This window comes from Bifidobacterium rousetti, from assembly GCF_008698235.1.
Lineage (GTDB): Bacteria > Actinomycetota > Actinomycetes > Actinomycetales > Bifidobacteriaceae > Bifidobacterium > Bifidobacterium rousetti.
Window position 1 is genome coordinate 37,491 of sequence record NZ_PEBH01000012.1, and the last position, 20,259, is coordinate 57,749.

The following is a 20,259-nucleotide window of genomic DNA, read 5'->3' on the forward strand; positions in this document are numbered from 1 at the left end:
GTTCACGGGAGCGTGTCCTTGACGCTGGTGTGCAGGGCCATTTCGTCGGCCAGGATGTATGCTTCGTCGGCGGTTTCCTCCTCATGGATGATGCCGTGGACGATGAGCCGTCGCCCCTGCAGCGCACCCTGTTCGCGTAGGTATGCCGCATGGTCTCCGGCTGCGTGCACGCGGATGATGAGCGGCGCGTCCATGGTGCCGGCGTTTACGGTCAGGGTTGCCGTCGTCCCGCCGTTGCCGTCGGTGTGGAATCTGGCGTCATCGGTGAGGATGCCGCGCGCATAGGCCTGCGGGTATCGGGCGTCGCTCATCGGCTTGGCCTGCGTTTTCTGGTGGGTTTGTCGATGTTCGGGGCTTTGCCTTGGACGGCGTTGATGGCGTCGCGTCCGATGGCGCGGGCGTCACGGCCGCCTCCGGTGAGCGCGTCGGATTCGGCGCGGGCTCTGGCCACCCGAACGTGTTTGGAGGCGAGCGTGTCGAGGGCCTGTTCCCGTGCGGCCATGACCCGTATGCTCCACGGGTCCCGGTAGTCGTAGATCGGTTGGCTGATGCGAGTGCGGTCGGGCAGTTCGTTGCGTCGGGTCTTGCGGTCCACCGGGTAGGATCGGCATGCGGGGTTCGCGGATTGGATGTAGTGGATTGCGGTGGCGAGGTCGGCGATGCGTTCCTCCGCCGTTTTGTCCATGTCGATGAGCACGCGGCCCTGCACGTGTTGTTCGTCGCATACGGTGCGCGTCCATGTTTCGTAGTCGCGCACGTCAACGGTGTCCCGTTGGTCGCGGTCGTGCTGGTATCGCGTGGCATCGAACCGGTAGGTGATGTCGTGCGGGTGCACGTCGGCCGACCATTCGGGCAACGGTTCGATGGGGATCTCGCGCAGGGTGACGAGCCGGTACGGTGGTTCGATGTCCCCGTAGGAGCCTTGGGGCTGGAGGATGCCGAAGCCTTCCATGCGCAGCTCGTAGCCGAGGCGTTTGAGTTCGTCCTGCAGTTGCCGGTAGGCGGTGTCCATGGTGGTCATGCTGGTCTCCTCGGCGGCTTATCGGTTGCGGGTCTTCGTCCGGTCCGGTGCGGATGGATGGGCTGTGGGGTCGTCGGCGCGCTGGCTGGCCCGTTGACGTATGCCGTCGAGCACCGTGTCCTTGCCTTTCGACGTGTTCGGCTCTTCCTCTTTCGCCGGTTTGGGGTTGAAGGAGGTGAGGGGTGCGGGCAGCGCGTATCCCTGGTCGATCGGGGTGATGCCGTCGGCGGGGTCGAGTTCGCCGGCGGGCATGGCGCCCATGGTTTCGGCGAGTATCGCGGCGGCGTCGCCATGCCCGGTCCGGTCGGCGATGATGCGTTGGAGGGTGTCCTCCAATCCTGCGCTGATGTCGGTGGAATCGGTGGGCATGATGCACTGGTAGACGGGTGCTCCCCAGTTCGTCGCCGTGCCGGCGAGCGTGTATTCCATGATGCGTTCGCCGGGTTCGAGCAGTGATTCGAGCTGGAACGGTTCCCGTGCCGGCATCTGGTCGGGATTGGCGTGTTCGGCTGCGTGTTCGGCGACGAGTCTGGCGAACGTGGCAGAGCCTGAGGGCATGTCGCCGTCCAGCTGGTCGGCCACCGGTTTGACGAGGCCTTGGACCTGTCGGCGCAGGGTTTCGTCATCGGTGTCGTTGGCCCGCATGATGCGTTCGGTGATGCGTTCCGTGCCGTCCGATCGCATCACGTTGTCGTGCGTGTCTCCCCAGCGTTCAACCATCTGCAATGCATCGGAGACCGTCGGCATCGTGGCGTCGAGGCCGGGCTCGTCGTCGGTGTAGGCGTCGATGATCTGCTTGAGTTCCGTGTCGGAATACCGTTTGGTGTCGGGGATGGTGGCGTCGATCAGGAACCCCTGGTCGGCGAGGGTGACGTTGTCGTTGATGGCGGCGTCGCGCCCGTATTTCGCCACGTCGAAGTACATGCCGTATGGGCCGTCAAGGAGTTTCGCGAGTTCGGCGTTTTGGTTGACGCAATGCCAGCCGTACATCTCGTCCAGGTCGGGCGTGTTCTCCTGCGTGATGCCTTGCGGCGGGTCGTAGGTCATGTATTCGATGTCCTCGGATTGGACGAGCAGGTTCGCCAGTCCGATCGGGTCGTGCACGCCGTTCATGTCGGCCGCCAGCCGTACCGCCTCCAATGCTTCGGGCTGGTCTTGCGTGAAGATCCGGGCTGCTTGTGCGAGCGTGTTCAGGGCGTGGAGGTCTTCGTATTCGCCGGGCCGGTAGTCGAGTGCGGCGAGCAGTCCCGTGTATTCGTGGTCGAAGATGCCGTATTCCTCGTAGACGACGTCTCCTTGGCGTCCGATCTCATAGGCTTGCTGCGCGTCGAGCGTCAGTCCGACCTGTTCGGTGAGGAACCGGTCGATCCGCTGCTCGTCCGTGGGCAGGCGCAGCCATCCGCCGATGAGCGTGCCCTCGTTGTATCGGCCGAGGTTGCCTACCCATACGTTGATCGTCAGATCGTCTTCCGCCATCATCGGCTCCTTGTCTGTGATTGCTGTGATTGCGTCCGCGTTCTTGCCGGCGTGGTGGATGGTGTCTGTGCACGGCGTTCGGCCCTGTCCTTGATGGCGTCGAGCGTCCGGCTCTTGCCGGCCTTCCGGGATTGCTCGGCCGCCTGTCCGGGGTTCTCCGGGCCGGGTGCTGCTGCTGGCGGTTCCTCGCCGGATCGGGTGCCGGTGGTGGCGGTGACCGGTTTGTTTTCGGCGCGTTGCCTCGCGTAGGCCATGCGTTGCGCTTTGACGGCGCGGCACAGCTGCCATGCGTCGTCGATGCGCATGGTCTCGCGTTGCTCGCCTTTGCCCCGCCACAGTTCCACCGGTTCGCCGGGTTTGAAGCTGACGGTCACGTCGCGCCCGTTCAGTTTGGCGTCCCGTGCATGGTCGGTCAGGAAGCGGTCGAGCTGCCATCCGGTCAGGTCCACGCCGCGGATGCTGGTGCCTTGCGGTATCGCCACGCGCATCTTGTCGAACACGCGCCCGTCCTTGGAGGTCATCCGGTACAGGTGCACGTAGCTGTTGGGGAAGTTCACGCGCGGCCAGATTTCCTTTGTTCTTCCGCCGGCCGCGGGTTGCGTCGGCTGCTCGCCGCCGGGACGGCCGACGGCCGTCCCGTCCTGCTTCGGCTCCGGGGCCGGGGTCTGCGCGTTCCCGGGATGTTCGGACTGCCATTGCGTCGGCGTCTGTATGGCGTCGGGCGTGTTCCATGATCGTGCGGCCTGCGTGCGGATGCGTTGGGCGATCTCGTCGGAGGCCTGGTCGAGGTCCGGCGCGGGGAAGCCGATCTCGGCGTCGGGCCATGCCTGGTTGTGGCGTCGGATGGCGTCATCGACGACCATGCGGGCGACCTGGTCCAGCCGGTTGTCCTGCGGCATGCCGGCGGCCGCGTATTGCTCGCCGCGTCGTGCGATGTCCGCCAGGGCCTGCCGGTCATTGTCGATGAGGTTGTCCATGAGCCAACGCGCGTTGGCTGAAAGCTCGGGCATGGCGATGCTCCTTTCCGGTCATGGTCGTCGCGCATCCGTTCACCGGGTGCGGGTGCGTTGTTTCGAGGGCGCGGTGCGGCGTTGGCCTTCGATGCGTTTGCCGGCCCGCTTGCGGATGTCGTTCAGGGTCTGTTGTTTGGTTTTGGGGCGTCGCACGCCGCCGTCCGGGGCGGGGATGTCCATGCGGTTCCAGTCCAGGCCCCGCGAGCGTGCGGTCAGGGATTCGATCGCGTCGGCGATGCGTCTGGCCTGGCCGGCCGGGTAGGTGAAGCGCACTGTGTCGTCGGCGACCCGTTGCGTGTGGTGGGGTATGTGGAGCCGGTCGAGCTGGTCGGTGATGATCGCGGCGTCACGGTCCCAGGGCACCGTGCGGAAGTCGAACTGGCCGTTCGATGGCGATTCGGCGTCGAAGGCGAGGCGCAGCGCGTCGTCGGATGGTTCGAGGAACGGGTTCGGCTCCTCCCGTTCCGGCATCGGCGTCGTCTCCGCGGGCGGCTGCGCGTGGTCGGCGCCACCGGGTTCGGGAATCGTGGCGGTCTCCTGTTGGGCGAGTTCCCGGTTGAGGCGTTCGACGATGCGCGAGACGACGTGGTTGACCTCGTCGGCGTCCCTGCCTTGGAAGTGGAGGAAGGTGCGGCCGGTGTCGCGGTCGTGCTCGATGTGGAAGGTGATGCCGGCCTTTTTCAGGTCGTGTTCGAGCTGCCGGGCGTATCGTCCGGTGACTTCCTGCACGTTGATCGGCTCGCCGGTGCGATGCAGGGTTTTGCCGTCCACCTTGCCGGTGGTCCTGATGCGCCGTAATGTCTCGCCGGTGGCGCGCACGCCGATGCCGAGCAGGTGCAGCGCCTTGTCGAGCCCGTATTTGGTCACGTCGATGATGACGCGTGTGCCTTGTTCGCTGACGCGCATCATGAGTTCCTGTGCCTGATCCTCGGCCGCCATGGGATTCTCCCGTCATCCGTCGTGGTTCGTTGCGTTCCAGCTTCCGCCGGCTCACCGGTTCCTGCGGCGGACACGATGCCCGTCATCGCGGCGTTGCGCGCGCCGTGCGCCGTCGGAGCGTTCGGAGGTTGGCGTGGTGCGGGCGATGAGCCGGCGCAGGGCAATGGCGTCGGAGGCCAGGCTGCGGGTCTCCTGCTCCTCGATGGCGAGCTGGGCCTCCAGTCCCGTGACGTCGGCTCCCTGATCGTGGTTGTCGGCGATGAGCGCAATCAGGGCGCGCATGTGCTTCGCGTTGCGTTCGACGGAGTCGGTGAGTCGGCCGAGCGTCGCCAATCGGCCGTCGCCCTCATCAATGACCTGGGCGAGCACCTTGAGCTCGCGTAGGCTGTCGGCGAGCCGGTCGCAGGCGATCGCCTGACGCAGCGCGCGCCCGTTCACGCCGGTCATGTCCCGGCCGCCGAACCGTTGCCGGCAGTAGTCCTCAAGCCGCAGCGCGGGCCGTGCGAACCATGCGTACAGGCCCTCGCAGTCCGTTGACCGCACATAGCCGCCGTTCCCGTCGATGAGCACCTGTCTGACGTCGTCGGACAGGTAGGCGTGCCAGATCCTTCCGTCGCGCACGAGCCGGTCGCACGGTATGGCCAGGTGCAGGCGTCCGTGCGTGCCGGGCACCCGCACGGTCACCGCCGTGTCCGTCCGACGGGTGATCATGGCCTCGTGGAAGGTGATCTCGCTGAGCGTGCGCCGGTGGATCTTGCCCATGACGGCGAGCATGTTGTATGCCACGCCCAGTCTCCGGTCTCGGATTCCGCGGGTCTGCCCGCATGGCGTGTAGGTGATGCGTCCGCCGCGAACGGTCGCGTTGACGCCGAGCGTCGCGAGTTCGCGGCGGAATCCCGCGAAGTCATGGGCGTTCATGCAGGCCGTGTCGATGCTGGTGCGCAGCCGGTCCTTGAAGTTGCCGCCTCTGGCGCTCAGGTGGAGTTCCCCAATCGACGGGGCCACGCGCCCGGACTGTTCCGGCATGAGGGTGTGCAGCCCGTATTCGCGGCACAGCCGGTCGCTGATCCTCCGCCATTCGCCCAAGGTCCCTTTCCGCAGACGCAGGGCCTTGCCCGTGATCCGGTCTGCCGGGCAGATGAGGATGTGGTTGTGCATGTGGGACCTGTCGGTGTGGGTGGCGATCACGTAGTCGTGCGTGCCTCCGGTGATCTCCCGGACGAACCGTTCCCCGATCAGATGCGCCAATCGGGGCGTGACCTGGTCGGTGGGATCGAACGATTGGATCACGTGCAGCGCCAACACGGCCCCCTGCCGGCGTGATCCGCCTTTCGTGGCGTCCAACGCACGTTCGAAGCCGCGGGCGATGGACTCGACGTCCGTGATGTCATCGCCGACGGTGGTCGAGGCCCACCGGTAGCCGTCGGTCTTGACCGGGTTCGTCACGTAGGCGATGCTGCGGGCGAGCGTGCTTTTGATCTTGCCGATCTTGACTACAGCCATTCGGGCACCCCTTCGGGGTCAACGTCGGTCTCCACCCGGACGCTCAGGCCCGCGACCAGCCGTTCCGCCTGGCGCAGCTCGTCGAACACGCGCGAGAGCATGGCCAGGTCCGTCTCCCGCGTGGTGTTCGCGTGACGGGCGATCTGGTTGACGTTGTTGCCGATCCTCGCTAGTTGGGCGCTCACGTCATGCAGGTTCGCGGGCACGGTGATGTTGACGCGGTGGGCGCATCTGATCCGGTTGCGGGCGAACGCCATCCATCCCACGGGCCTGAGCCCGGCCTGGATGCGCTGACGGTTCTCCACTTTGAGCGAGTCCGCCACCCACCGCCATTCCTCCTCGCTGAACGTGACCGCCTTGCGGATCGTCCTGGAACGGTTGCCTTTCCAGCCCATCGCTGCCTCCTCGTATCGGGTTCCACGGGTGTCCCGCGATCGGCCCCGAGCCTCGCGGGGCCGCGCCGGTGTACGTACACCGGCGATGCTTGCTGCACACCAACCGCCCCTCCGGGGAGGGGATGGTTGCGCACCGGTCAGTTTCACCTTCGCGCCACGCCATGCGCGGCGGACTCCATGTCACGTTTCGCATGCCGGCGCCGGTTCCGTTTCGTGTCCGCCGGCATCATGGCCGGCGTCGTTCTACGATGCGGGGCAACGAAGAACAATCACCGTGAGGAGACCGTCATGGCGAAGCCGAGGGAACGCAACCGGGCGATGCGCGCCATCGCAGACAACGCATTGGATGCCGAGTTGGAGGCGCTTCGGCGCAAACGCGGCGAACTGTCGCGTTTGGGCATCCTGCTGGACGACATGCGCTGGGCCGCGGAACGATTCCGCGACGCCGCACAGTCGTTCTGCGACGACCATCACATGCCGCGCGCCCAGCTTGTGCGCACGCTCAGAATGGAGCCGAGGGAGACGGGCATGGCGTTCCATGCCGTCACTCCCGACTACGGGCAGGCCAATCCCGCCGACGGTCACAGTGAAATCCATGATGGCGAGGATTCGGCCGTCGAATCCGGCGGCCGACCGGCATCCGCCGCCGATGCGCCGGAGACTGCCCTGACGGAGGACAACGCCGCAACGGAGAATGCGGCTGATGCCATGGATGCTGACACGTCCGGTTCGATTGGATTGGACCCGGAGGGGTTGCGATTCGGTTTCCCGCGTCCTGGCGGCTACGCTGGATGACATTGGCGACATACGGGAGGTGACGGCGATGCCGATGCTGCTGGTGATGCTTGGCCTGTCGCTGGCGACGGGCGTGATACGCACGCTGATGCGGGGCGTGGCCTCGTGCCTTGCCCTGCTCGCGCACCCGTTGCGGCTCGTGGTGTTCCTCGCGAATTCCGTGTTCACGGCGTTCGCCATGCTGTCGGGATTGCTCATGCTGGCGTTCCTGCTCATGCATTTCCTCGCCGGCTCGGACGCTCCGGCATTGGACGGCTCTTTCACGTTAATCGTCGCCGCTTTCCTCACGGCCGTGCTTGCGAGCATGCTCATGGATTGGTGCGACGCGCGGCTCCGACGACGCTCCGCCCGCCACGGCTGAGCGTCACCCGCCGCCGCTTGGCTCCGGCAGGTGCGGGCGCGCATGCGCCGTCACGTTTCGCCGTCCGCGCCCGGACTGGGCGGAACCCTTATTCCGGTTCCGCCCAGTCCGTCGCCTATTCGGCGTCTTCCGGTTCGCCGGACGCGTCGTCGGTCTGCGACGTCCCGTCGTCGTCCGGTTCGCCGTCCTGCCCTATGCCGGCATCCCCGCCATTGTCGTCGTCATCGATTGGCACGAGGGAGCCGTTGAGGGCTTCGGCCTCCATGTCCGAGGTGCGGTAGCCGAGCGTTTCCAAAGCCTCGTACAGCGGCGCGGCGTGTTCCGCGATGGTCGCCGCGCCGCGCCACGTTTCCCAGCTGACGCGTTCCTCGGCCAACGCGTAGAGCAGTCCGAACGCGGCCCGTTGCGGGTCGCCGGCAATCATCGCGGTGACGGACGCGCGTAACGGGTCTTCGGCCTCGTCCTCCGGCTCCTCGGCATCGGTGTCGTCGCCCGTCGTGTCGATGCCGGTGATTTGCTCCCAGACGTCTTCGGCGTGACTGTCCCATTGGTCGAATCCCTCGGTGAGCGCATCGAGCGCGAATCTCGCGGACAGCAGGGCGACGGCCCTGCCGATGCCTTTCGGCTGGGATTTCAGTTCCATGAGATGCGTCACGAACGCGATGCGCAAATCACGGCTTGCCCGCGCGAACTCCTTGGCCGGTGCCGCCTCGCGTTCCTCGCGTTCCCGTTCCTCTCGCCAACGCGCCTCCCGCGCCTCGCGGGCCGCGGTCTCCGCCTCCTCGTCCACGGTCTCGTACAGGACGATGCCGCGCGCCCATGACGCGCCTTCGGCCCGCACCCCCACGACGGGCGTGGCACCGTCATGGGAGTCGCGCCATGCGTCGATGGCCTTGGCGATGTCGCCCATGGTCAGCATCGTGGTGCGTCGCAATCCCTTCGGCGAGTCATACCAGTTGTCCGTGTTCGGCTGTTCGTCGGCCGCGTCGATGCCCATGCGTTCCAATTCGGCTCGCGCCGTGTCGAGCCATTCGCGCCATGTCCGCTCCTGCCGGGCGTGCTTGACGGCCATGTTCCAGTTCTTGCCGCCCGCCGCCTCGGCGAGCCGTTCCTGAAGGTCTGGATACCGGTCGAAGTCGGCTATGGTCTCCCAGTCGTCGATGCTCAGCTGGGCGGTTCCGGCCTTGCTTCGCGCGTTCTCGCCGATGGCGGCTATCTTCAGGCGTCGGCGCACCAATGACACGGAACGGCCGGTACGTTGCGCCGCCTCGTCCACGCCCACGCCCAAATCGAGAAGCCCCTGATAGCCGTCGGCCTCCTCGATGACGGTCAGGTCGGCGCGCTGGCTGTTCTCCACGAGCATGAGCTCGCGTTGCTCCCGTTCCGACAAATCGGCCACCACGGCGGGCACCCGGCTCAATCCGGCGAGTTTGGCGGCGGCGAGGCGACGATGCCCGATGACGAGCAGGTAGCGTCCCCGCGGCGTGGGAGTGACGAGCAAGTTCTGCCGGATGCCCTGCGCGCGTATCGAATCCGCGAGTTCCGACACGTCGCCCACGTCACGGCGCGGGTTCGCGGGGTTCGGGTCGATGAGACCCACGTCCAGCATGACGATGTTCGATTCGTCCATGCTCTCGTCGGTCATTACGGGACGTTCGATGATTGCGGTTTCCATGATTGTCTCCTTGAAAAAATCGGATGATTGGGATTGGTCGGGGCTTCCGGCGTCGGAAGCCCCGACCGGATTGAATCCGCGGCCGACGCTCAGTGGCGGCGGCGTTCCGTCCATGCGGGGCGGATGCCGTGTTCGCTGGCCGCGAGCACGAGGGACGCCAGCGAACAGTCGTCATCCAAGGCCAAGGCCTTGAGCGCGCGCACCGCGGCGGCGGTCGAACGGTCGGCCATCCACAGCAGGTACGCGCACGACGCCATCGGCTGCGCCTCGTATCCGTCCGGCGCGTCGGCCGTCACCGATTCCAGCAACGCCGTCGCGCGTTCCCCGCGTCGCGTGTCCGGCTGGTAGTCGGCGTCCTTGAACGCCCGTGACAGTTCGCGCATGACCACGGCCGCCGATTCCATCGAATGCGGCTGGGCGTACAGCATGTGCAGTTCGCCGCCGCCCATTTCGCGCAGCGATGCGAGTATCAGCGCGTCCCGCATGCTCAGGCACTCGGTCATCAGCACCGCCAGCGTGACGCGCTCCTCATGGGAGAAACCGCCCTCGTCGCGCGACAGCAGGCCGTTCCACCTGTCCATCAGGGGCGCGAACCACTTGTCGGCCGCTTGTGCCGGGCCAAGTTCACGCCGGCCCTGAAGGAACCCGTCGCGTACGCGCTTCGCCAGTCCGGTTCCCGCCGTGCGAGTGTCCACCATGTCGTTCATATCCATCGGTCCTTTCCGTGTGGTTTCCATTTCGGACACCACCCGCCTGCCATGCGCGTAGGCGGAGAGACCGGAGGCGTGGACCGCGACGATCCGGGCCATAGCGAAGACGGCATGCTGGTTCGCCGTCGCAGCGCAGGCACGGGAGCGGCGCGGGACACGGCGCAGGGAACGCAGACGGAGCGCATGGCATGCTGGTGGTGGCCGCAACCCCCTCGTCAGATTCCGCGCGGCCCACCGCCGCGAGCGTGCGAGCGGCCAGACAACACGGTCATGCGCGCAGCGCATGGCCCGGGGCCGCGTCCCCGCGCCGATTGCGGAGAGTATGTCGAACAGCCCCGCCTGGAGCATTCTCTCCGCAAGTGGAGCGGATGTCATCTATAGATGACACTTGAGTCCAGTAAATCGTCAACTTTGACATAACGCTGTAAAACATCACTGTCCCTAATGAAGGAAAGGAGGATGATTATGGATAAGAACACTGATGAATTCACCATTGAAGATATTCTGATTGATGATGCGCAGGTTGTAATGGTCCATCGCTGCTAATCAACAGGTACAGAATTGATGGGGGATGTCACTCAAGTAAAGTGATATCCCCCTTAAAATGAGGGTAAAAATGTATACAGCGATCAGGCCGGATACCGAGATTTCCTTTACCGAAGAAGGATTAAAACTGACCAATGAGGTTCGGTCCCTACTTATAAGAAATGTCACTGAAAATGATTACAAAGTGATTAGTGAACTAGTTGCCGGTATTGACGACCAAAAATATAATTCACTTTCACAAGACAATAAACGGATCACGGAACTTATCTCGATAATTAACGATCATCATTTCTTATACAGAATGAAAAACAGAAGTCTGGACCGCGAAAATCGGACGTTAGGATATTGGGCAGCAAAGGGCTTAGACCCATACAAAGCCGATCGGAAGGTAACCTCGTCTAAGATCCTTATACTCGGCATGGGAGGAACCGGCTCGGTAATCTTCCAACACCTACTGGCGGCAGGCGTTAAAAGAATTACCATAGTAGATAGCGATTCCGTAGAATTGTCAAATTTAAATCGCCAGTTCATATATCGTAAGAATGATGTCGGAACCCCCAAAGTGATGGCGGCCGAGCGATACGCCAGAGAATATTATGGCGATGATTTAGAAATCAACAACCTTCAGAAAACTATTCGAAGTGTAGAGGATGTTGAAGATATTATCGGCAACGAATCGTCGTTTGACTTGGCGGCGATATGCATGGATCATCCCACCGGGACAATAACGGATATATGTCAGAAAGCATTACTTAGCAAAAAGATTCCTTGCATCTCGGGTGGAGTTGGAATTCGAAAAGGATTTTACGGACCGATTATATGTTCTAAACAAGTATATAAGGAGGACCTTTACGACAGGCAACACGGTACGCTTTATTCATTTGGTCCAACAAATACGGTGATAGGAGCACTTATGGCTCAGGAAATGCTGGAATATGTGGCGGGATTGGATAATCATGCGACAACGTTCAACATGAATTTTGAACGATATACATTGGTGGCTGCAAAAGAATGAAGAATATTTCGATAGACGTATTACCTCGAAAGATACTCAATGAAAGTAATGATTGGACAGGAATATATGTATCAAGATCAATGGTTTTGCCGTTATTTCGCGAATCTGAGGATGGATACCTGCCGGGATTGGCGGAGACGACGGAAAAATTGGGTAATGATACATGGAAAGTGTCACTGAATGCTGAGATGATGAATTCAGCTAACGTTGACGCCGGGACTATACTCCATTCATGGATGCAACTGGCAACAGCAAAGACGGGTATGTCATCCCTTCTGAAGGTTCTCCAAAGAGTCAAGGTGGATGGCAAGAGATCGCTGATCCTGCATACATCGATGCAAATAAATGATATGCAGTCATATCTTGCCCATCCATTATTAGGCATTATCCCAGAGAAACAGAATGTCAATTACGGCAGCAATTCAATGACTGCACAAGGCTCAAGTGGCTCAAAAATAACATTTCAATACTGTAAGATTTTAACGCAGCGTTACGATCTTACAGTAAGGGAAATTTAGATTCCATAACTGGCATAGGGATACCAAGTCAGACTTGGAAAAAGCTTTGCGAAAATGGAAAAAATCGGATTATTAACACTAATTTGAATATTGCTATAAAGATCCCTCCCAAGTATTCATCGCTTAAGAATGAACTAATGGGTCTAAGGTATGACGCGCTAGAAGATTTGACTCATAATCAATTGGAATCCATGTCATATCACAACCCTCCACATAAGGATGGATGTGATGATGAATTATGGCTTACATATCCTGATTATCCGCCAAACCAAGAGGTGTGTACATGGTTAGCAAGTCAAATGCTTAATGATTATGGTATTAGAATTCACTGCCAGAAAATTTCGTATGACGATTATCTAATGGGATCAATTAGGTCAGATAATGTACTCCAGTTCTTGATTGAAGCGGACCCTTGGGCAAGTGCTGAAAGTATGAATCTAATCTTTAATAATTATTGCGATCATATGAATACATCTGACGACGCTTCTCTTGAAACGGCATCAAGTACACACCTGAATCTCGCACGTGTTAATAAAGAAGGGATACTGCGAATCGGAAAAATGCGAGGCTTAAAAATCACCCGTCTTTCACATGTATCAATACCGCACAGTGGTTGGATTGGATGGGATGATGATCTCTTTTATTAGAAAGGCGATATTCAATGCGTTACATAGATGAAAATAGAAAATACTGGGATTCAAATGCTCAAACATACATTGATGCACATCCAGAATTTAACAATGAAAATCTTTTCCCCTCATGGGGAATATGGTATCGGAGTGAATCAGAGTTGAACCTGTTGTCGCACCTTTGCCAGCACTCGAAAATACTTGATATAGGCTGCGGAATTGGGAATAACATGATTGGATGGGCGAATCGCGGCATGAATTGCTATGGCATCGATCTTTCCAAAAGTATGATTGACTCTGCGGTCAAACATATTAATTGTCACTATATATGCTCACCGGCGGAAAGGATGCCTTTTTGTAGTAATTCCTTTGATGCGGCATATTGCAATCATGGTGCTTTCGATTTTTCTCTCCCTACACCAGCACTACGTGAGATAAATCGAACATTGAAAATCGGGGCGCCACTGATAATATGCACTTATTCGGAACTATCTCAACTTTGCTATTCAAGGGCCACAGGAGAATTGCAAACATCGATTTTGTACCCTTTCAAGAAGGTACGTCTCGAAAGAAGTGATAATAGCCCGCTTGTTGTCTCGCTAAGCCACTCTGCATGGATCGATGCGTTCGAGGAAACGGGCTTTCGCGTAAAGAAGCTTATCGAACTAACTGCGAAAAACTCCGACCACCAGTATTACCGGGAAAGCCCCAGACTGGAATGGGCTGCTAAATGGCCGGCCGAGGATATTTGGAAAGTTGAAAAGTATAAGGATCTGCTATGAACATGGTCGCTAAAATCGAAGATACATTTATATCAAAATCCTTTTCGCGGGTGCTTGTCGGACAGATAATATCTGTAACGGGAAGCAATGCCACGGCAGTTGTTATACCTCTAATCGCCGTTATTACATTAAACTGTTCATCTTTTGAAGTCGGCATACTGACGGCAGCGGAATCTCTTGCGGCCGCTATTTTCGGTATTCAAATTGGCAAATGGTGCGACAAAATAGGCCCCGACAAGACAATGCTTTTGTCCAATCTCATAGGCGCTATGGCAACTGGTGCGCTTTTCGTTGTTCTTTATTTAAATATCATATCATTCCCAGCATTGGTCTTTCTTATGCTTGTCATAGGTGTCGCCTCGCTCGGATTCGATATATCAAGAACCGGATATACTGTCGCGCTAGTTCCCCGAGAACGAATTCCGCATGCCAACTCGCTGATCGAAGGAGCAAATGCGGTCGGAGAAGGAATTGGCCCCAGTATCGGCGGATGGTTATTTAATACGGTAGGCTCAGCTTTTTCTCTGTTGTTTGATTTCGCATCCTATCTAACCAGCTCTCTTCTTGTTTTTGTTAATATTCATCAAAACAAGCAGGAATATGCACAATACGATCAACAGGAGCACGATGCGGAAGATGCTGATGAAATTGGCAATGACTATCTGGCTGGTTTCAAATATGTTATTTCAAACGGAATAATCAAATCAATTGCATTTTCCGCAGGGCAATTCAATTTTTTCACATCAGCGTTCTTCACTGTCTATTATGTTTTCGTTGTCAGGAACCTGAACATGAATGCTACTGAGGTGGGACTTGCTGCAACATTTAGTGGAATTGCGGGAATTGTAAGCGCAGCTGTAACCGGCACGATAATCAAAAAAATTACGCCTGGCCCACTTTATATCTACTCGCTGATTGTTCCCTCACTGGCCGCTGTCCTAGTTCCTCTGTCATCAATCTTTGCAGGCCATTCATCTATTGTCCTGATTACAGTATGTATCTCCCAATTCCTTTGGAGTTTTGCTATAACTGTCAGTGTAATTCTTGGTGAATCAATCAAGCAGATTGTAGCGCCGGAGGGAATGCTTGGTCAGGTCAGTTCTGCGGAACGCATGATTGCACTCGTTGCCGAACCAATCGGAGCTCTTGCTGGTGGATTGTGCGCCGGCGCCATTGGAGAGAAAATCGCATTATATATCTGTGTACTTGGATTAGGCTCCTCTGCCTTATGGACATTAGGCAAAGATGGAATTTTATCTTTCAAAAAACCAAAGGAATGGTAATATCTCTTCAGATATATACCCTTTAATCCTTTAGTTGCTGACGGCTTCTCGGAAGTTAATATCCGAAAAGCCGTCATTGTTTGGCATGCTAAAAGAATATTCTATCGAAAAAGCATTCCTATTATTTTTAGGCTATTGGACAGTGAAACCTTGATCTATAGCGTAATTTCGCAACGCTTTCTGCCACTTGGCGGCGGCCGTCTTCAGATCGGTCTTGCCGGAGAAGAATGATCCCACATTGTCGTTGTAGATGGAGCGGGCGTAGGGCTCGAAGGGCAGGAACTCCCACTTGCCGGTGACGTCCTTGGCGGCCTGGGAGAAGACTTCGTTGTACCGCTGGCCGCCGAAGAACTCGTTGTCGCTGCCGTCGGCGTTCCTGAGCGTGGTCTTGGCGAGGAAGTCCTTCTGGTCGAGGGTCTTGGTGGTGGCGGGGAAGCTGCCGTTGGATACGCGGGCGTCGATGCCTTCGTCGTTGGTGGTGACGTATTCGACGAACTTCTTGGCGGCGTCGAGTTTGCCGTCGGGGATCTTCTTGGTGATGGCCAGTCCGCTGCCGCCATATTCGCCGTTGATGGGCGTTCCGTCGATGGTGGGCAGGAGGGCTACGCGGAATTTGCCGGTGGCTTGGGGCACGCCCTGCAGGAGGTTGTTGGCCATCCATGCGCCGCTGATGAGGCTGGCGATGGAGCTGTCGCCTAGGGACTTCATCCAGTCGTCGGTCCAGGTCTTCGTGTGGACGTCGATGAGGTCTTCGTCGCGCATCTTCTGCCAGAGGTTCATGAACCGCTGGGCGCCTTTGTCCTTGGTGATATTGATAGTCAGTTTGTCGTCGTTGAGTTTGTAGGCGTGGCCGCCCATGGCCCACATCATTGCGTTGAACAGGCCGGCGTCGCCGGAGTCGGAGGTGATGTAAGAGCCGGTGGCGCGGATCTTCTTCGCGTCTTCGTAGAACTCGTCCCAGGTGGCCGGTGGTTCGCTGATGCCGGCCTTGTCGAACACGTCCTTGTCGTAGAAGTAGGCCATGGGGCCCGAGTCGGCAGGCATCGCGTACAGGCCGCCGTTGATGTTCACGGAGTTCCATGTGCCGGGGGTGAACGTGTCCTTGAGCTTAACGGTGTCGTAGATCTTGCTCAGGTCCATGAGCGTGTCCGAGTGCACGAACTGCGGGATGGCGAGGTATTCGATCAGGGTGACGTCGGGCAGGCCGTTGCCGGCCTGGGCCGCGTTGTTGAGCGCTGTGTAGGTCTCCTCGGTGCTGCCGACGTTGCTCACCTTCACCGTGATGTCGGGGTTGGCCTTCATGAAGTTTTTGGCGGCGCGATCGATGCTGGCGTCCCACGACCATACCGTCAGTTCGGTCTTGCCCGAGCTCGTGGTCGTGTTGCCGCATCCCGCGAGAGGGATGAGCAGCGCTCCGATGGCGGCCGTGGCGATGGCTGCGCGTGTGATGTTGTTCATGTTGATTTTCTTTCCGTGCTCGACCATCTTTGGCCGTATGTCGCAACTATTTTGTTTGGATGTCGAACATGATTATGTACAAAGATGGGAAACTTGTCAAAGTGCCGGGGTTTTCATATTGTCAGTCCCCTGATGGGTGTTATCCTGAAAGCCGTTCGAGGATGACGCCGGGATGTCCGTCCCGATAATGTGATTCCGCATTTTCCGCAATCGTCCCACCCGAGGAGGCTCCCATGTACGCTAAATCCAATCCCAGCGATGCAAGGGCCAACAACCGCAGACTGCTGTTCCGACTGCTGTTTCCCGACCGGCAGCTGTCGCGCGCCGACCTGTGCAAGGAGACGGGGCTTTCCCGCGCCACCGCTACGGACGTGACCGGCGAGATGATTGACGACGGCCTGCTGCGGGAACTGGGGTCGGGCAGGCGCGACGGCCGGGGCAAGCCGGGCACCCTGCTGGCCATCGACGCGGACATGCTTCGTCTGGTATGCGTCGATCTGTCCCGCCCGTATGTGATGACCGGCGCCGTGATGGACCTGCGGGCCAGGATCGTGGAGCGCCGCGAACGCGTGCTCGATGATGGCGACCGGGTCGATCTCGACGATGTGCTCTCGCTTGTGGGCCAGATGATCCGGCTTGCCGGTTCGGGGCTCGTCGGCATCGGCGTGGCCGTTCCCGGCGTGGTCTCCGGCGCAGGGAGGGTGATCTCCAGTTCCAATCTCGGCTGGGACGACGTGGAGCTTCGCGACATGCTCGAAGGCGAGTTCTCGTTGCCGGTCCGAGTGGACAACGACGCGAACGCGGCCCTGCTCGCCGACCGCTTCCTCGGGCACGGCAATCCCAACTGCCTGCTCGTGCAGATCACCCGGGGCATTGGCGCGTCGGTGCTGCTGAACGACGAGTTCGTGGAGGGCGACGACCATGCGGCCGGCGAAATCGGCCATGTCGTGATCGATCCCGCCGGCCCTGCGTGCACCTGCGGCAAGCGCGGCTGTCTGGAGACCTATGTATCGGCCATCGCGTTGCGCGACCGCATCCGCCGGAATCCCGAGCGGCGCGCGGACATCCTGGCCGAGGCCGGCGCAAGGCTCGGCGGCGCGCTGGCCATGCCGGCGAGTCTGCTGAACCTTCACGACATCGCCGTCTACGGGCCTCCCGACATCGTCGGCGAGACGCTGCTCGGCGCATGCGGCGAAACCGTCAACTCCTTGTCGCGGAACGACTACCAGAGCAACATGCGAGTGCGTCGGTGCGAGCTTGGCGACGACGCCACCCTGCGGGGGCAGGCGGTCTCGGTTCTGCGCGAGATCGTGGGCAGGCGCGGACTGTCCGCGGCAGCCGTCTCGTCCTGATGGATGCGGCCGCCGCCGCAGGGCGCGCATGGCGTGGTGTATCATCGCTTCCCGAATCCAATATGTAAGGATTCCGAACATAATGATCGGCGGACGAAAGAGAAGTCCGTCCAACGGGAACGGAGATTGCCATGATGATGAACGCCGGTGGCGCGACGGGAACGGAGAACCTGCGCGTCGGAGTGGATGTCGGGGGAACGAAGATCGAGGCGGTGCTGACCGACGCGGCCGGCGCCATCCTCGCGTCCGGACGCAGGACGGCCCGAAAAGGCGGCAATGAGGTCGTGGAGGACGTGGCCGCCATCGTGCGGCAGGTGGCCGGCATGAGGTTCGACGAGGTGAGATCGGTGGGCATCGGCATCCCGGGGTTGGTCCACCGAGACACCGGGCAGGTGGAGAACGTGGTCAATCTCGGAATCGAGAAACTGGAGCTCGGGGGCCGCGCGTCCGGCATGCTTGGTCTGCCCGTGTGGGTGGACAACGACGTGAACGCCGCCGCGCTGGGAGCCTATGGGACGCTTCCCGAACGGCTCCGTTGGGGAAGGATGGCGTTCGTCAATCTGGGGACGGGATTGGCGGCCGGATTCGTCCGCGCCGGTCTCGTCGAACGCGGCGACACGGGTGCCCTCGGGGAGATCGGCCACCTTCCGGTGGATCCCAACCTCGTGGCATGCAAATGCGGCCAACGCGGATGTCTGGAGACCGCATGCTCGGGAGGAGCCCTGCGACGCATGTGGCCCATGGCGGATCCTCCGCTGCCCGACATCCTCGCGAAGGCCGCCGAAGGCGATGCCGAAGCCGGGCGGGTTCTCGGCATCCTGCTGCATGCCCTCGCTGACGTCGTGCAGATCGTCGCCCAGGGTGAGGACCCTTCGGTCATCGTCATCGGGGGCGGCGTTTCGCGCGTCGGCTCCCCGTTGCTTGACGCATTGCGCGGGGAACTGCGCAGGAGGGAATCCTCCAGCGGTTTCATCGCAGGTCTGCGCCTGACGGAACGTCTGAGACTCGCCGACCCGTCGATTCCGATCGGCGCACTCGGTGCATCCCTCATCGCCTGCTGACCGCACCTCCCGACGCAACGCCCCCTTCGGCGCGTCGGGCCGAATGCCACGCGTTTCGTCCGGTTTCGCCAAGCAAGGCCGTAGCGTGCCCCTTATTTTGTTCGACTGACTTGCAAAAAAGATAAAGACGTCATATCCTTGGCTATCAAGGAGGTTGAAACCAGCTAAAGGAATTAAGCAAGGATGGCTAACAAAAGTCATGTCATTCCTGCCGTGACGTCATGTCGAGGAACGATGTGACATCACGTTCCTAGGCGCTGTTTCGGGCGCCGGCGACGGCGTCCGAAACAGCATCGTCCACGCATGGCAGCGCGGACGGATACGGCCCCGGGACCGTCGTGCGCAGCGGCACGTCGCGCCATTCCTCCGAACGGCGGCGCCGGGCAGGCATTCCAGGAAAAAGGAAACCACCATGAGAACGAAGAGGATTTCCGCGGCCATCGCCTTGGCGGCCGCAGCGGCGCTCACCCTGTCGGGATGCTCGATGGGAGCCCCGTCCGGAGGATCGCAGCAGGATGCGTCCGCGGGCGGCAAGCTGACGGTGTGGATCATGCAGGGAGACCAGAGCGAGGACACCATCAAGGCGATCAACGAACGGTTCACCAAGGAAACAGGCGTCAAGGTCGATGTGCAGACCCAGGTGTGGGCCGACATCAATACGAAGGTGACGACCGCGCTGTCCACGGACACGCCGCCGGACGTTATCGATCTGGGCAACACGCAGGTCGCCGGGTTCGCCGTGAGCGGCGGCCTGCTGGATCTGACGGACAAGGCCGACGATATGAGGCAGGGGCACACCTGGCTGTCCGGCCTTGAGGAGCCCGCCACCATTGACGGCAGACTGTACGGCATCCCCGCGCTGGGGGCCGCCGGCGCCGTGATCTACAACAAGAAGATGTGGTCCGAGGCCGGAATCGACAATCCGCCAAGCACGTACAAGGAGCTTGAAGCCGACCTGCAGAAGCTCCGGGACGCGAACACCGACAAGGACTTCTCCCCGTTCTACATGCCCGGACGCGATTGGAAGTCGGCGGCACGGTGGATCTGGGACGCCGGCGGCGACTTCGCCGAACAGCAGTCGGACGGAACCTGGAAGAGCACGCTGTCGAGCGACAAATCGCTCAAGGGCATCGACCAATGGCTGGAATTCCAGCACAAGTGGTCCTCCGAGGCGTCCCGTTCGCTGGACACCGGCAACCCCGACTTCAGCCAGCTGCTGGCCGAAGGCAAGACCGGCGCGATCCTGAACAACAGCGCCGGCATCCGCACCATCCAGCAGTACAACCCCGACCTCACGACCGACAATCTGGGATCGTTCCCCATGCCCGGCGCCAGCGGCAAGCTCCAGCCGGCGATGATGGCCGGCTCGGTGTGGGGCGTCGCCCAGAAGAGCAAGCGTCAGGAGTTGGCGCTCAAGTGGATCAAGATCGCCGCGAGCCCCGAGATCCAGAAGGACTACGTGTTCGCCAAGGACGGGTGGATGCCCAACTACGTCGAAGGCCTCGACGAGGTCATGAAGTCCGCGGACTTCCCGTCCTACCTGACCGGCTTCTTCGAGTCGGCGAAGAACACCAAGGCCACACCGGCGTCACCGCAATGGCTGACCATCGAGAACGACAGCTCCCTGAACTGCTTCGGCGACATCGCCACCGGCGCCACCACGGCCAAGGCCGCGGCCAAGTCGTTCGACGAGCATGCGGACTCCCTGTACGCGAAGAAGTAGGGAA

General features: G+C 60.2%; 20 protein-coding genes. 10 read left to right on the forward strand and 10 right to left on the reverse strand.

Annotation, left to right across the window (positions count from 1 at the left end):
• Positions 1-2 precede the first annotated feature (2 nt).
• Genes CSQ85_RS11315 through CSQ85_RS11345 form a run of 7 tightly spaced genes read right to left on the reverse strand, consistent with a single transcriptional unit; the run spans position 3 to position 6,347 of the window.
• Positions 3-311, reverse strand: coding sequence for a hypothetical protein (locus CSQ85_RS11315; protein WP_107043679.1), 309 nt, complete (start codon positions 309-311; stop codon positions 3-5).
• A complete protein-coding gene (locus tag CSQ85_RS11320) occupies positions 308-1,021 on the reverse strand; it encodes a hypothetical protein (protein ID WP_107043680.1) in 714 nt (237 codons plus the stop codon). Before CSQ85_RS11320 ends, CSQ85_RS11315 begins: the two co-directional genes overlap by 4 nt.
• Before the next feature lie 18 nt (positions 1,022-1,039).
• Entirely contained in the window at positions 1,040-2,497 is a 1,458-nt protein-coding gene (locus CSQ85_RS11325) for an antirestriction protein ArdA (protein WP_190973025.1), read from the reverse strand.
• Entirely contained in the window at positions 2,497-3,507 is a 1,011-nt protein-coding gene (locus tag CSQ85_RS13440; protein ID WP_223846961.1) for a hypothetical protein, read from the reverse strand. Before CSQ85_RS13440 ends, CSQ85_RS11325 begins: the two co-directional genes overlap by 1 nt.
• A gap of 39 nt (positions 3,508-3,546) precedes the next feature.
• Positions 3,547-4,449 carry a DUF3801 domain-containing protein gene (locus CSQ85_RS11335; RefSeq protein ID WP_107043682.1) on the reverse strand — a complete coding sequence of 301 codons (903 nt, stop codon included), beginning with the start codon at positions 4,447-4,449 and terminating at the stop codon, positions 3,547-3,549.
• 51 nt (positions 4,450-4,500) lie between these two features.
• Entirely contained in the window at positions 4,501-5,952 is a 1,452-nt protein-coding gene (locus CSQ85_RS13540; protein WP_107043683.1) for a relaxase/mobilization nuclease domain-containing protein, read from the reverse strand.
• Complete coding sequence (locus CSQ85_RS11345; protein ID WP_107043684.1) at positions 5,943-6,347, reverse strand: MobC family plasmid mobilization relaxosome protein; 405 nt, start codon at positions 6,345-6,347, stop codon at positions 5,943-5,945. The genes CSQ85_RS13540 and CSQ85_RS11345 overlap by 10 nt, the downstream gene beginning before the upstream one ends.
• A 288-nt stretch (positions 6,348-6,635) precedes the next feature.
• Between CSQ85_RS11345 and CSQ85_RS11350 the strand changes: the two genes are divergently transcribed.
• Together CSQ85_RS11350 and CSQ85_RS11355 are read left to right on the forward strand one after the other, a co-directional pair.
• Positions 6,636-7,142: a hypothetical protein gene (locus tag CSQ85_RS11350; RefSeq protein WP_107043685.1), complete on the forward strand. Its 507-nt coding sequence runs from the start codon at positions 6,636-6,638 to the stop codon at positions 7,140-7,142.
• A gap of 28 nt (positions 7,143-7,170) precedes the next feature.
• Complete coding sequence (locus tag CSQ85_RS11355) at positions 7,171-7,503, forward strand: hypothetical protein (protein ID WP_043164796.1); 333 nt, start codon at positions 7,171-7,173, stop codon at positions 7,501-7,503.
• 115 nt (positions 7,504-7,618) lie between these two features.
• On the opposite strand, the gene CSQ85_RS11360 is transcribed toward CSQ85_RS11355, so the two are convergent.
• Positions 7,619-9,178: a ParB/RepB/Spo0J family partition protein gene (locus CSQ85_RS11360; RefSeq protein ID WP_107043686.1), complete on the reverse strand. Its 1,560-nt coding sequence runs from the start codon at positions 9,176-9,178 to the stop codon at positions 7,619-7,621.
• A gap of 89 nt (positions 9,179-9,267) precedes the next feature.
• Entirely contained in the window at positions 9,268-9,885 is a 618-nt protein-coding gene (locus CSQ85_RS11365) for a DUF4192 family protein (RefSeq protein WP_107043687.1), read from the reverse strand.
• A 619-nt stretch (positions 9,886-10,504) separates the two neighbouring features.
• On the opposite strand from CSQ85_RS11365, the gene CSQ85_RS11370 reads away from it, so the two are divergent.
• The 5 genes from CSQ85_RS11370 to CSQ85_RS11390 all read left to right on the forward strand — a co-directional run bounded on the left by CSQ85_RS11370 (position 10,505) and on the right by CSQ85_RS11390 (position 14,661).
• On the forward strand, positions 10,505-11,449 hold the full coding sequence (locus CSQ85_RS11370) for a ThiF family adenylyltransferase (RefSeq protein ID WP_190972687.1): 945 nt from the start codon (positions 10,505-10,507) through the stop codon (positions 11,447-11,449).
• The gene (locus CSQ85_RS11375; RefSeq protein ID WP_150384115.1) at positions 11,446-11,967 is read left to right on the forward strand and encodes a periplasmic substrate-binding domain-containing protein; all 522 of its coding nucleotides are present in this window, start codon (positions 11,446-11,448) and stop codon (positions 11,965-11,967) included. The genes CSQ85_RS11370 and CSQ85_RS11375 overlap by 4 nt, the downstream gene beginning before the upstream one ends.
• Positions 11,968-12,104: 137 nt before the next feature.
• On the forward strand, positions 12,105-12,614 hold the full coding sequence (locus tag CSQ85_RS11380) for a hypothetical protein (RefSeq protein WP_150384116.1): 510 nt from the start codon (positions 12,105-12,107) through the stop codon (positions 12,612-12,614).
• Between the two features lie 14 nt (positions 12,615-12,628).
• Positions 12,629-13,378 (forward strand): class I SAM-dependent methyltransferase, encoded by a 750-nt coding sequence (locus CSQ85_RS11385; protein ID WP_107043689.1) that lies wholly within the window; start codon positions 12,629-12,631, stop codon positions 13,376-13,378.
• A complete protein-coding gene (locus tag CSQ85_RS11390; protein WP_107043690.1) occupies positions 13,375-14,661 on the forward strand; it encodes an MFS transporter in 1,287 nt (428 codons plus the stop codon). Before CSQ85_RS11385 ends, CSQ85_RS11390 begins: the two co-directional genes overlap by 4 nt.
• A gap of 132 nt (positions 14,662-14,793) precedes the next feature.
• Here the strand turns inward: CSQ85_RS11390 and CSQ85_RS11395 are convergent, their stop codons facing one another.
• Positions 14,794-16,119 (reverse strand): ABC transporter substrate-binding protein, encoded by a 1,326-nt coding sequence (locus tag CSQ85_RS11395; RefSeq protein WP_150381237.1) that lies wholly within the window; start codon positions 16,117-16,119, stop codon positions 14,794-14,796.
• Between the two features lie 233 nt (positions 16,120-16,352).
• On the opposite strand from CSQ85_RS11395, the gene CSQ85_RS11400 reads away from it, so the two are divergent.
• From CSQ85_RS11400 to CSQ85_RS11410, 3 genes are all read left to right on the forward strand, one after another.
• Positions 16,353-17,471, forward strand: a complete 1,119-nt coding sequence (locus CSQ85_RS11400) for an ROK family protein (RefSeq protein ID WP_107043692.1) — start codon at positions 16,353-16,355, stop codon at positions 17,469-17,471.
• 134 nt (positions 17,472-17,605) lie between these two features.
• Entirely contained in the window at positions 17,606-18,532 is a 927-nt protein-coding gene (locus CSQ85_RS11405) for an ROK family protein (protein WP_055427665.1), read from the forward strand.
• Between the two features lie 412 nt (positions 18,533-18,944).
• Positions 18,945-20,255, forward strand: a complete 1,311-nt coding sequence (locus CSQ85_RS11410) for a sugar ABC transporter substrate-binding protein (RefSeq protein WP_055427642.1) — start codon at positions 18,945-18,947, stop codon at positions 20,253-20,255.
• Positions 20,256-20,259: the final 4 nt, after the last annotated feature.

What these genes read in the sequence shown, in the direction of transcription:
- CSQ85_RS11320 (WP_107043680.1), bottom strand. Translation starts at nt 1,021, where the DNA reads ATGACCACCATGGACACCGCCTACCGGCAACTGCAGGACGAACTCAAA.
- CSQ85_RS11355 (WP_043164796.1), top strand. Translation starts at nt 7,171, where the DNA reads ATGCCGATGCTGCTGGTGATGCTTGGCCTGTCGCTGGCGACGGGCGTG.
- CSQ85_RS11365 (WP_107043687.1), bottom strand. Translation starts at nt 9,885, where the DNA reads ATGAACGACATGGTGGACACTCGCACGGCGGGAACCGGACTGGCGAAG.
- CSQ85_RS11390 (WP_107043690.1), top strand. Translation starts at nt 13,375, where the DNA reads ATGAACATGGTCGCTAAAATCGAAGATACATTTATATCAAAATCCTTT.
- CSQ85_RS11410 (WP_055427642.1), top strand. Translation starts at nt 18,945, where the DNA reads ATGAGAACGAAGAGGATTTCCGCGGCCATCGCCTTGGCGGCCGCAGCG.
- CSQ85_RS11380 (WP_150384116.1), top strand. Translation starts at nt 12,105, where the DNA reads ATGGGTCTAAGGTATGACGCGCTAGAAGATTTGACTCATAATCAATTG.
- CSQ85_RS11400 (WP_107043692.1), top strand. Translation starts at nt 16,353, where the DNA reads ATGTACGCTAAATCCAATCCCAGCGATGCAAGGGCCAACAACCGCAGA.
- CSQ85_RS11370 (WP_190972687.1), top strand. Translation starts at nt 10,505, where the DNA reads ATGTATACAGCGATCAGGCCGGATACCGAGATTTCCTTTACCGAAGAA.
- CSQ85_RS11345 (WP_107043684.1), bottom strand. Translation starts at nt 6,347, where the DNA reads ATGGGCTGGAAAGGCAACCGTTCCAGGACGATCCGCAAGGCGGTCACG.
- CSQ85_RS11335 (WP_107043682.1), bottom strand. Translation starts at nt 4,449, where the DNA reads ATGGCGGCCGAGGATCAGGCACAGGAACTCATGATGCGCGTCAGCGAA.
- CSQ85_RS11325 (WP_190973025.1), bottom strand. Translation starts at nt 2,497, where the DNA reads ATGGCGGAAGACGATCTGACGATCAACGTATGGGTAGGCAACCTCGGC.
- CSQ85_RS11395 (WP_150381237.1), bottom strand. Translation starts at nt 16,119, where the DNA reads ATGAACAACATCACACGCGCAGCCATCGCCACGGCCGCCATCGGAGCG.
- CSQ85_RS11350 (WP_107043685.1), top strand. Translation starts at nt 6,636, where the DNA reads ATGGCGAAGCCGAGGGAACGCAACCGGGCGATGCGCGCCATCGCAGAC.
- CSQ85_RS11315 (WP_107043679.1), bottom strand. Translation starts at nt 311, where the DNA reads ATGAGCGACGCCCGATACCCGCAGGCCTATGCGCGCGGCATCCTCACC.
- CSQ85_RS13540 (WP_107043683.1), bottom strand. Translation starts at nt 5,952, where the DNA reads ATGGCTGTAGTCAAGATCGGCAAGATCAAAAGCACGCTCGCCCGCAGC.
- CSQ85_RS11375 (WP_150384115.1), top strand. Translation starts at nt 11,446, where the DNA reads ATGAAGAATATTTCGATAGACGTATTACCTCGAAAGATACTCAATGAA.
- CSQ85_RS11385 (WP_107043689.1), top strand. Translation starts at nt 12,629, where the DNA reads ATGCGTTACATAGATGAAAATAGAAAATACTGGGATTCAAATGCTCAA.
- CSQ85_RS13440 (WP_223846961.1), bottom strand. Translation starts at nt 3,507, where the DNA reads ATGCCCGAGCTTTCAGCCAACGCGCGTTGGCTCATGGACAACCTCATC.
- CSQ85_RS11360 (WP_107043686.1), bottom strand. Translation starts at nt 9,178, where the DNA reads ATGGAAACCGCAATCATCGAACGTCCCGTAATGACCGACGAGAGCATG.
- CSQ85_RS11405 (WP_055427665.1), top strand. Translation starts at nt 17,606, where the DNA reads ATGATGAACGCCGGTGGCGCGACGGGAACGGAGAACCTGCGCGTCGGA.